General features: G+C 56.0%; 10 protein-coding genes. All 10 read left to right on the top strand.

What is annotated here, in order from left to right:
• A partial coding sequence (locus JW937_10685; GenBank protein ID MBN1587874.1) for a phosphatidate cytidylyltransferase occupies nucleotides 1–250 on the top strand: 250 nt, incomplete at its 5' end.
• Nucleotides 247–1,233: an NAD-dependent epimerase/dehydratase family protein gene (locus JW937_10680; protein MBN1587873.1), complete on the top strand. Its 987-nt coding sequence runs from the start codon at nucleotides 247–249 to the stop codon at nucleotides 1,231–1,233. The genes JW937_10685 and JW937_10680, both read left to right, overlap by 4 nt.
• Nucleotides 1,230–1,949, top strand: coding sequence for a DUF92 domain-containing protein (locus JW937_10675; GenBank protein MBN1587872.1), 720 nt, complete (start codon nucleotides 1,230–1,232; stop codon nucleotides 1,947–1,949). The genes JW937_10680 and JW937_10675 overlap by 4 nt, the downstream gene beginning before the upstream one ends.
• A 31-nt stretch (nucleotides 1,950–1,980) precedes the next feature.
• Nucleotides 1,981–2,877: a UbiA family prenyltransferase gene (locus tag JW937_10670; protein MBN1587871.1), complete on the top strand. Its 897-nt coding sequence runs from the start codon at nucleotides 1,981–1,983 to the stop codon at nucleotides 2,875–2,877.
• An 11-nt stretch (nucleotides 2,878–2,888) separates the two neighbouring features.
• A complete protein-coding gene (locus tag JW937_10665) occupies nucleotides 2,889–3,212 on the top strand; it encodes a hypothetical protein (GenBank protein ID MBN1587870.1) in 324 nt (107 codons plus the stop codon).
• Complete coding sequence (locus tag JW937_10660; GenBank protein ID MBN1587869.1) at nucleotides 3,196–4,194, top strand: hypothetical protein; 999 nt, start codon at nucleotides 3,196–3,198, stop codon at nucleotides 4,192–4,194. Before JW937_10665 ends, JW937_10660 begins: the two co-directional genes overlap by 17 nt.
• A gap of 165 nt (nucleotides 4,195–4,359) precedes the next feature.
• Complete coding sequence (locus JW937_10655) at nucleotides 4,360–5,646, top strand: ROK family transcriptional regulator (GenBank protein MBN1587868.1); 1,287 nt, start codon at nucleotides 4,360–4,362, stop codon at nucleotides 5,644–5,646.
• Between the two features lie 53 nt (nucleotides 5,647–5,699).
• Complete coding sequence (locus JW937_10650; protein ID MBN1587867.1) at nucleotides 5,700–8,117, top strand: hypothetical protein; 2,418 nt, start codon at nucleotides 5,700–5,702, stop codon at nucleotides 8,115–8,117.
• Nucleotides 8,114–9,499, top strand: a complete 1,386-nt coding sequence (glmM, locus tag JW937_10645; GenBank protein MBN1587866.1) for a phosphoglucosamine mutase — start codon at nucleotides 8,114–8,116, stop codon at nucleotides 9,497–9,499. Before JW937_10650 ends, glmM begins: the two co-directional genes overlap by 4 nt.
• 62 nt (nucleotides 9,500–9,561) lie before the next feature.
• Nucleotides 9,562–11,147: TolC family protein (locus JW937_10640; GenBank protein ID MBN1587865.1), on the top strand; the 1,586-nt coding region annotated here is incomplete at its 3' end.

Below are 11,147 nucleotides of genomic sequence, written 5' to 3'. Positions count from 1 at the left end.
GTGGGGGCGCCGGTTTTTTCAGATTTTAGGTGCACGGAAAACTGTTGAAGGCTCGCTCGCCATGTTGGGTGTGAGCTGGGTCGTGGCTGCAGGGGTGCTGTTTTTCTGGCCCGGGCTGGGATTCAAGGCCCTGCTTCCGGCGCTGGGGATTGCGATCGGGGCTACGGGCCTGGAGGCCCTGGGGCACAAAGGCCTCGATAATCTCTTGATTCCGCTCGGAGGCGCTTTGCTGACGGGGTTGCTCACTTGAAAATCTTTCTCACCGGAGCGACAGGCTACCTGGGCCAAGCGGTTGCCCGCAATCTGAACATTGCCGGGCACCGCCTGCGCTGTTTGGTGCGACGAGCCTCGGACGCCTCCAAGCTTCCGGAGGACGCTGAAATTGTGCAGGGGAGTCTTACGGACTCCGCGTTTCTGGCAGCAGGTGTCCAAGGTTGTGATGCTGTGTGTCATCTGGCGGCCTTTGTCCAAAACTGGGCTGCCGACCGCCGCCTTTTTGACCTCGTGAATATTGAGGCCTCTGAACGCTTGGCGCGCATTGCGATGGATCTGAAATGCGCGCGCTTCCTCTACGTCTCCAGCTTTATGGCCCTGGGCCCCAGCCCGGGTCAGGAGCCGGCCGGCGAGGAACTTTGTCATCCCGGTCCTCCTTATCGAAATGACTACGAAAGGTCCAAGGCCCTGGCTTTGGACCGCCTGGAGCGCCTGGCTGTGGAGGGCTTGCCTTTAATTACGGTCCTGCCCGGAGTGCTGTATGGTCCGGGCGCGGCCACGGCGGGTAATCATGTGAGCGCGGTAATTCGGCAGCTCAGAGCCAAACAGATTCCGGGCTTGCTGGGTAATGGGTCCCAACTCTGGACCTATACCTATATAGAGGATGCCGCAGCCGGAGTATTGGCCGCGCTGGAGCAAGGACGCATCGGGGAACGCTATCTTTTGGGCGGGCCGGTCCTGAGCATGGGGGAGTTCGCGCGCAGAGTCTCGGTATTGGCCCAATGCCCTGAGCCGCGCCGGCGTATTCCTTTGTGGGTGGGTTGGCTCCAAGGGGCTTTAGAGGAAATGTGGGCGGTTTTCAGCGGGCGCACACCCGCAATCACGCGCGGCGTAGTCAATGTGTACCGGCGCAACTGGGCCTTCACCAGTGAAAAAGCCATGAGAGAGCTGGGTTATACCCTGACTGATTTTGATACCGGACTTAAAAGTTTGCTGCGGTCCCTTGGGGAGGAGTCATGAGTGCGTGGGTTGCGGGAATTCTGGCCAATCTGGCAATCGCGGCGCTCGCAACGCGGGCACGCGCTCTGGATCGCAGCGGAGTGCTCGCTGCTTTTGGAGTGGGGCTGCTGGTTTGGATAGGCCTTGGGATCAAGGCTTTCGGCCTTCTGGTGCTCTTCTTGGCGGCCGGAAGCCTGCTTACCCGCCTGGGATTTGAACAAAAAGCGCAGCAGGGCATTGCCCAGAGCGTCACAGGGGCGCGCTCGGCTAAGGAGGTTCTTGCCAAGGGCTGGGTTCCGGCGGTCTGCGCTGCGTGGGCCTTGGGTGTTCCCGCAACAGAAGGTCTGGCCTCGCTTGCGATGGTGGCAAGCTTGGCTGCGGCTCTTTCAGACACGAGTTCCACTGAGGTGGGTAAGGTTTGGGGGGAGAATCCCTTTCGCCTGTTTCCCTGGGGACCGGTAAGCCCCGGGACTCCGGGTGCGGTCAGCGCGCAGGGTTTGGGCGCAGGGCTTCTGGGAGCGGTTTTTGTGGCTCTTGCAGGCACAGCTTTGGGGTTGCAGAGCCCGTCGCTGGTGGGCTGGATTGCGGCTGTGGGATTTTTGGCCAATTTGGCCGAGAGCGTCTTATGCAGTGTTTTATCGATAAAAAAAGTCCCTCCAGGATGGGTCCTGAATGTTTTTACTTCTAGTTTCGCAGCCTGTTGTAGTATAATTATAGGTCTTAAATTAGGGGGCTAGGGCAGCCTTCCTAAACCGGGGGTTTGTGTCTTTGAGTAAGCAGGGAGGGCTGGTCCGGCGCGCAGGGATTTACTGGGAGTTGATGCGTCCCTTCACTCTCCTGGCTCCGACCGTGGGCTTTTTGAGCGGCGCCGCAATCGCAGCCCGCGGCTGGCCGCCTGCGGTAGCCTATTTGGGGGCCTTCTCGGCAGTGGTGCTCAATGCCGCGTCCAATATCATCAACCAGATCTACGATCTGGAGATCGACCGGATCAACAAGCCAAAGCGTCCGCTTCCCATGGGGCAGTTGAGCCTGCGGCAGGCATGGATTGGCGCAGCCGCGCTCTATTTGTTTTCCTGGGGGATTGCGGCCCTGGTGCCCAACCGGCAGTTTCTGTGGATTGTGCTTTTGACCACGGTGATCACGTATGCGTATTCGGGGCCGCCGCTGCGCACCAAACGTTTCGGGATTTGGGCCAATGTGACCATTGCCATTCCCCGGGGCTGTCTCTTGATGGTGGCCGGATGGACGGCGGTCGAGACCCTGTTTTGTTGGGAGCCTTGGTATGTTGGGATGATTTTCGGTCTGTACATACTCGGAGCGGCCTCGACCAAGGATTTTGCCGATATCGAGGGAGACCGGGCCCATGGCTGCCGGACTCTCCCCATGATCTACGGTCCTCAAAAGACCGCGTGGATCATGGCCCCGTTTTTTGTGGTGCCTTTTTTATTGGCACCGCTGGGTGCTTGGCTGGGAATCCTGAAGGCGGACTTCTTGTGCTTGCTCGGGGCCGGCTTCTTTCTCTCCCTTTGGGGGGTGTATGTAAGCTACTTAATATTGAGGAAACCCGAGGAGCTGGCTACCGAGGCGAACCACGTTTCTTGGAAACATATGTATTTGTTGATGGTGGTCGGGCAAATAGCCATTGCCGCCGCGTATTTTTGTTAGGAGGAGACCCTGTGTTTGGTCAGAAACTCTCTCATTTAGGAGGGAACCACAGATACCAGCGCGCCATTGAACTCTACAATTCCTCGCGTTTTGAAGAGGCCATTGATGAGTTCGATAAGGTCGTTGGTTCGCATGAATCCGTGGATGCCGAAGTCCGGGCTTCTTTGGCCCATTTGTTCCAAAGCCTGGCGTATTTCAAGAGGGGGCAAGAGCTCTGGCAGGACGGGGCTTCGGCTGAGGCGCATGCCTACTTTGAAAAGTGCCTGAACACGGACCCGGACAATGTTGAGGCCAGATTGGCCTTAGAGGAGCTCAAGGGTGAAAACCGGAGTTAGTTACTACGGGAATCGTCTTGTTAAACATTTCAAGCGAGACCTGCAAGACATGATCGAACACCACTGCAATTTTGTCCTCCACACTTTCTCCGAAGAGGATTGGCGTTTTTACGAGTCCACTGTCGGAGACATGGTCCGTTTGACGCGTGAAGCCGGGCTCGAGGCGTGTGTGGACCCGTGGGCGGTGGGAAGTGTTTTCGGAGGTGAAGAGTTTTCCGACCTGGTTGCCACAGATTTGGATGTGCGGCAAGTCGGGTCAGGCGGGACCAGTTTGCCTCACGCTTGCCTTAACAATTCCAAATTCCGCCAATTCATGCGCCGGTGGCTGGATACAGTCGCTGCGATGGAAGCGGACAGTGTTTTGTGGGATGAGCCCCATTTCCATCTGCCCCAGTGGGGCGGTTCAAAAGAATGGGGATGCCGCTGTGAGACTTGCCAAGGCCGCTTCAAAGAAAAGTTCGGTGCAGAGATGCCTCTGGAAGAGTGTCCGGAGGTAAGGGACTTCAAAGAAGACTCTGTCCTGGACTTCCTCATTGAGATGTGTGACTACACGCACACTAAAGGGATGAAGAATGTAGTCTGTTTGCTTCCTGCGGAGAACCAGGATTACGGGATGCGGGATTGGAGCAAGATTGTGTCGATTCCCTCCTTGGATGTCTTTGGGACAGATCCCTACTGGAGGAAGGACGAGAAAGACGTGGGCGCCTATGTGGGCCGCTTTGCCAAGCGGGTGGTGGAACTCACGGCCCAGTACGGGAAGGAAGCCCAGATCTGGATCCTCAATTTCGGGCTTCCTGCCGGGACAGAATCCAATGTGCGATTGGCGGTGGAGGCGGCTTACGAGGCCGGAGTCCGAAACCTGGGCGCCTGGTGCTATGAAGGGGCAGCCCACGTGTCCACGCTCAAGAGCGGAAATCCGCAGGCTGTCTGGGAAACGCTGGGCCGCTCCTATGAATGGGCCCATAGCAAGGCACGGAACTGAACGAGGCGTTGGCATCTTTAATTAAGTTATTTATCTTCCGGAAGTTGCTAACACAATGTCCTTGACAAGCTCCCCATCGCATCATATTCTCTTTTTAAACTCTTAGATATTTAAGGCAAGGATCGACTGATCCGCAACTTTTAGAAACATATACGGAGGCAGGGCATGCGAAGGGTATACTCCATTGGCGGCATTGGGGAAGGTCTCACCGACCGCGAGCGCAAGAATCTCGCCATTCTCGAGTCGATCCGCCGTGAGGGCCAGATTACCAAGACTGAAATCTCCAAGGCCACTCGTCTCAATATTGTGACAGTTTCCAATTATGTGAATCATTTTGTGGAGGCAGGGCTGGTTCTGGAAAAGGGCCTGGATGTCTCCGAAGGCGGCCGCAGGCCCATGCTCATTGAGCTCAACTCCAAGTACGGTTATGCCGTAGGTGTCGGCCTGAGCATGACAGATATCGTGGGTATTATCACCGACCTGTCCGGAAATATTCTGATGAAGGTCAAACGCGAAAAGCCCAGGGTTTCCGCTACCACAAACGGCCTGACCGAGGAGAGCGGGGAGATCCTGGTGGAAGGGATGATCAGCGTGGCTGAAGAGGTTCTCAGCCGTTCCAATGTGCCGCGGGAGCAGATCCGCGGTTTGGGCGTGGGGATCCCGGGAATTATTGATGAGCCGGGCGGGACCATCCGTCTTTCCAGCGAATTCGGGGACTCCAAAGATGATCCTCTGGACAATATTTCCATGTGCATTCCCGTGCGGGATCTTTTTGAGAAGCGTTTTGACCTTCCGATTTTTATCGAAAATGACGCCACGGTCGCCGCTTTCGGGGTGCTGTGGCTGGGTCTGGAGCCGGGCATCCGGAATATGATCTATATGTATTCCGAGGTGGGTTGCGGTATCATTATCGACGGACAAATATACCGGGGGGCCTCCGGCAGCGCCGGTGAATTGAGCATTATCGATCCTTGGCCCGGCGATGATTCGCCGGACAAGTGGCATTTGCAGAGGGACTGTATTCTTCGCACAGGTGATCTGGACATCAATATTCTCCAGAAAGCGGAAGAAGCGTTGAAAGCAAACAGCTCCCCGTCGGGATTTCTGGCCAAGATCAAGCAAGACAAGTCTCTTCTGAGTATCCATCAGGTAATCGATGCGGCCAAGGACGGAGATCCTTTTGCCGTGTCGTTGATTGAAGATGCAGGCGATCGTTTGGGAATCAAAGTGGCCTTTCTGGTCAATCTCTTGAATCCTGAAGTGGTGGTTGTGGGTGGAGGTATCGAGGCCGCTGGGTCTATCCTATTGGATCCCATCAAGAAGAGGGTCAAGTCGTGCGCTTATGATGAGCCTGCCAGTCGCGTCAAGGTGGTGCCTTCCCGGTTAGGGGACGGTTCGATTGCGCTGGGAGCGGCTTGTCTTGTGATCCAGAGCGTTTTCGCTCAGGCTTGATCACTTCTCAAATCTCAATTTTTCTCAATCCCAAGAACAGAGAGGGGAATCTTATGTCAGGAACAACTTCAACGCAGATTGAGAACTCGACCTTACAGAAGAGTAATGGGTATGGGCGGTTCTCTGAGGATGGGCGCGAGTACATTATCACGCGGCCGGATACTCCCCGCCCGTGGTTTAACTATTTGTTCAACCATCTCTACCATGCCTTGGTATCGCATACTGGCGGTGGCTTTAGTTACTACGACGATCCTAAGTCGAACCGCATCAGCCGCTGGGATCACCTTTCAACAGACCGCCCGGGCCGCTATGTCTTTATTCGCGATCAAGTGACGGGGGAAGTCTGGGCCCCGAATTGGCAGCCCTTCCGTAAAGACCTGGATTTTTGGGAGTGCCGTGTGCGTCCGGGTTCTTCCGTCATCAAAGCCGAGCAAGACGGGATTGCAGCGCAGATTACCTACAGTGTCGCGCTTGAGGATCCGGTTGAAAACTGGCTTATCAAGATCAAGAACAACCGTTCTGAAAAGGCCTCTCTGAGAGTCTTCCCTTTTGTGGAGTGGATCTGCGGCGACGCAGAGCTCGAGGCCAACTACCGGAATATTCTCTGCCTTTACAATCGTGCGGACTACGATGAGAAACTCAAAGCCATTGTGGCGTACAAGCAAGTCTTCCGCGCCAAACAGCCCTCTTGGCAGATGCATATGGCCAGTTCCTTGCCGATAAGCGGCTACGACTGCAACAAAGAGGCTTTCTTAGGCCGCTACAACGACATCCAGGATCCGGATGCCATTCTTATCCGCGGCGAGTGCAACAACACTTACTCGGACGGGGAAGACATGATCGGTGTTTTGCAGAGTGATATTGAGCTTGGGCCGGGCGAGGAAAAAGAGTTTGTCGTTAGCATTGGCTTTACCGAGGAGCGTTCCGGGATCTCCCAGCTCACGAAGACATGGCTTTCGGTGGATCGTGTAAAGAAGGAGCTCAAGGCCATTGAGGCGCATTGGGATGAGGTGATCAATCGCTTTAAGGTCGAAACCCCGGATCCCAACTTCAACCTGATGACCAATATTTGGGGCAAGTACCAGCTTTGCGCCATTATGCACTCCCGCGGCACATCCGCTTACCATGGCACTGAAGGGGGTATCGGGTACCGTGACACCTGTCAGGACGCCGAAGGCCTCTTTGCCGTTCATATGCCCACGGCCATGAACAAACTGGAGAGGCTTCTCTTCTGGCAGTACAGCAACGGGCACGCGGTCTCCGGCTTTTCGAGTTCCGAGGGGTCTTGGGACAGCATCGAAGGGGCGATCGTCTCCGGCAAGTCCGATGTCGCGGTTTGGCTTCCCTATACCGTGGTCTCTTATATCAAGGAGACAGGGGACTTGGACTTCCTCAAGAAACAATATGATTTCCATGACGGGGGCAAAGCCACGGTCTACGAGCATATTCTCCGCTCGGTGCGCTATATCTACGATCAGCGCGGTGAGCGCCAGCTGCCTTATATCCGCAAGGCCGATTGGAACGATGCCTATGATCACGTGGGAATCGGCGGCAAGGGCGAGAGCGTTTGGCTGGGAATGGCCCTGGCCCGCGCGGCCAGGCAAATCAAAGCCTTGGCCGAGTTCATCGGCGATCAGCCTGTGGCCAAGGAAATGCAGGCCATCTACGATGACATGAAGGCCATCATCAACAAGGTGGCTTGGGACGGCAAGTGGTATGTGGCTGCTTTCAATGATGCCGGTATGAAGATCGGCAGCAATGAGAATAAGGAAGGCAAGGTGCCCCTGAATTCCCAGACTTGGTCCATCCTGAGCGGTGTGGTCCCGGAGGATCGCCTGGAGAGCGTTCTGGATCAGATCGATAATTATTTGGACAGCGATTACGGTCCGGTCTTGTTCTGGCCCTCCTACAGTGAATTCAATCCGGGCATTGGCCGCGTCACGTCCTTTGCGGACGGCACCAAGGAGAACGCGGCGGTCTTCAGCCACGCATGCGCCTTTAAGGTGGTGGCCGACTGCGAGCTCAAGCGGGCGGACAAGGCCTATGAGACCTTCTCCAAAGTCATGCCCATGAATCCCAAGAAGGCCGACCCCGATCACTACAAGGTAGAACCCTATGTCTTCGCGGAGTTTACAGTGGGACCGGGTTCGAGAAATCGTTTTGGGGAAGGTTCCTTTATGTGGAACACGGGAACCACGCCGTGGATGTTCACTGCCGCCACCGAGTGGATCTTGGGTGTGCGCCGTGAATTTGACGGCCTTCTCGTGGATCCCTGTATTCCCAAGAAATGGCCCAAGGCATGGGTTCGCCGGCCCTTCCGCGGGGATGTCTATGAGGTAAGCATCCTCAATCCTAAGGGTGTGAGCCATGGGGTGGCCAAGGTTGTTGTCGACGGCAAGGAACAGAAGAGCCCCTTGATCAAGCCCTTTGGCGACGGCAAAGTCCATCAGGTGGAGGTGACACTCGGATGAGCGCAGAACTTCCTGCAGACCTCAAGATGGGAGTCTCGGGAGTCCGTGGCATTGTGGGTCCGTCCTTTGGCCCGGAGCAGGCTGTTTATTTGGCGCAGTGCTTTGGGGAAATCATGGGACGGGGCCGTATTGCCCTGGGCCGCGATACCCGCACGACCGGAGTCGTGTTCCGGGATGCGGTGCAAGCAGGTCTGCTGGCTGCCGGTTGTGAGGTGGTGGATATCGGCATTTGCCCCACGCCTACGGTTCTGCTGGCTGTTCGTTCTGAGGACTATGTGGGCGGGATCGTGATTACCGCGAGTCACAATCCGCCGGAGTGGAACGGGCTCAAATTTGTCGGGGGCGGCGGCCGTTTTCTCACAGCTCCGCAGGCGGAGCGTTTGTATGAGATGTATCACCGTCGCCGCGCTCAGATGGTGCCTTGGGATCATATCAAGGCCACGCGTTCCAAGAAAGGCGCCTTGGAGCAACACATTGCCAAGATTCTCGAAGCCGTGGATGTGGAAGCCATCCGAGCCGCTAAATTTAAGGTGGGCCTGGATTGCTGTAATGGCGCGGGTTCCTTGGTGTCTGCGGATCTTCTCAAGCAGTTGGGTTGTCAGATCAAAGTGATCCATGATGTTCCCAACGGTCTGTTTCCTCGCGGGGCAGAGCCTAAGCCCGAAAACCTTCAGGCTTTGGGCGAGTTGGTCCGAACGCAGGGTCTTGATATCGGTTTTGCGCAGGATCCGGACGCAGACCGCTTGGGCCTTGTGATTGACGGCGGTACCCCCATCAGCGAAGAAATTACCTTGGCTTTGGGCGTGGAGGGGATTCTGATTCAATCCCCGGGTTCTGTGGTGATCAATCTTTCCACCTCCAAGGCCATTGAGGATATCGCAGCCGGTTACGGGGTGGAGATCTTCAGAACCCCGGTGGGTGAAGCCAATGTGGTGGACCGCATGATCCAGGAGTCCGCGGTTGTGGGGGGCGAGGGGAACGGGGGCATTATCCTGGGCCGGATCAATTATGGCCGGGATTCCTTGGTGGGGATGGCTCTCATTCTGCAATACATGGCGCTGACCGGAAAGAAGGTATCGGAGCTCGTAGAGGCATTGCCCCAATATGCGATGATCAAGGCTTCTGTGCAATGCGGACAAAATGTGATGACCCGGGTGCTCAATGTTTTGGCCGGGGAGTACGGAGATCATATTGATGATCAGAGCGATGGCCTGCGTGTTGTTCTGGCCAACGGCACTTGGTTCCACGTGCGCGGTTCCAATACGGAGCCTGTGATGCGTATTTTGGTGGAATCCAAGGATGGGGATGAGGCCGGAGAACTCTGTGATCATCTCAAGGCCAGGATCGAGGAAGCAGGCCACAAGCAAGCGGGCGCCGGCTAAGTCGAAGTGTCGTAACTTAATCATTGACAGATGGTAAACGCTTCGCTAAAATGTCGCCGGTTATGAAAAGCTGCGCCCGGGTTTTTCTAGTCTCCGCACTGATCTCCTTTCTCTTGCCCGGTCCCTCGCTTGTTTGGGCCTCGACTCTGCGCGCAAGCGACTCTGCTGCAGAGCTTCAGCGCTTTCATCAACTCCTCCAGGAAATTGACTCCACGGTTCTTTCCCTCCAGGACGATCTTCCTATAGTCACCAGTGTGAATATTGTTCCTCCCATGGCTCCGGAGCAAGCGGGCCTGGACAGCATCCCATCCGAACGGATTCATTTGGCCCAGGCTGCAATTCCCCCGGGCCAGGTCGTGCCGCTTCCCATTGAGAGGATGATTCCCACTGAGCCGCGCAATCTAAAGTACGGCCCGGCCCAGATCGAGGACTTGATCTTGGAAGGGGATCAGGCCAGTTGGAATATCCCTGAGCCCGGAGCGCCGCTGCAGATTAAACTGCCGGCCACCATGATCCGGGAAATGCCTATGGCCGAAGGCTCTCCTTTTGCCCCGGTACTGGACAAATATATTAGCTTGGCGCTCGCCAACTCCAGGGAGGCCCAGGCTGCGATGGAAGACGTGGAATTGGCCGAGCTGAGGGTTTCCGCGGCGCGGCGCGTTTTATATCCCAATGCCTCTGTGCGGTACACCCAAACCACGGGAGAGATTTCCGGAGGTCTTGCAGGATTCCTGGAACGCGATTTTGGATTGGAGTGGTCCCAACCCCTCTATGACTCGGGGAGTTCCCGGGCGGGTTATCACCAGGCCAAGCTCAACTTGAGAGTGGCTCAGGAGAATTACCGGCGCATCAGCACGCAAATTCGCTCGGATATCGAAGAGGCCTACTATCAGTTGGTCAATTCCAAGCTCAAGTACGTGACCCGGACAGAACTTCAGGAAGGGGCCGTGGATTTGGTGCGCCTGGCCCAGCGCCAATACCAAGCTAAGCTCTCCACGGAAGTGGAATATCTCAATGTCATGACGCAGTATGAATCGATGGCGTACCAGATTGATGCGGCTTGGAAGGATCTGGAATTGGCGCGATTGGTCTTCAAACAGCGGTTGCAGGTGGAAAGCCTAGAGGGATTGGATCCGGAACCGGAGCTGGAATTCAAAAACGTGAAGATCTCCTTGGACGAGTGCACCCGCCTGGCCTTTGATCATCGCCCTGACCTTCTGGTGGAAGAACTCTTGGCCAAGGTGAGTGAGTATCAGGAAGATATTGTCGAAGCGGCCAAGAAGTTTCGTTTTGATATCAATGGTTTTTACGGGCGGTCAGCCAGCGCTTTTGAGGGAGAGGACCTGATTCCTAAGCTTAGCTGGTTTGTGGGGTTGCGGGCTTCCAAGCCTTTGGGGGCCAATTCCATGGAGGCCTCCTACACGACCCAGCAGGTGCGGCCCCAGCTTGGCCAGTCAACTCGCACGCAGACCAACACAGCCACTGTCCAGATGGGCATTCTGGATGCGTATAAATTGAAGGCGGACGCCAAAGAGGCCTCGATCAACCGTCACCGGGCCGAGAACGAGGTTGAGGATCTGGAAGACACCATCCTCAGAGAGGTCTACGATGGCTATGCGCGCTTTGAAAAGGCCTTGGGCCGGGTCTT

The sequence above is a fragment of the Candidatus Omnitrophota bacterium genome, from assembly GCA_016929445.1.
Classification (GTDB): Bacteria; Omnitrophota; Gorgyraeia; order JAFGIU01; family JAFGIU01; genus JAFGIU01.
This window is presented reverse-complemented; position numbering and strand designations above follow the sequence as displayed.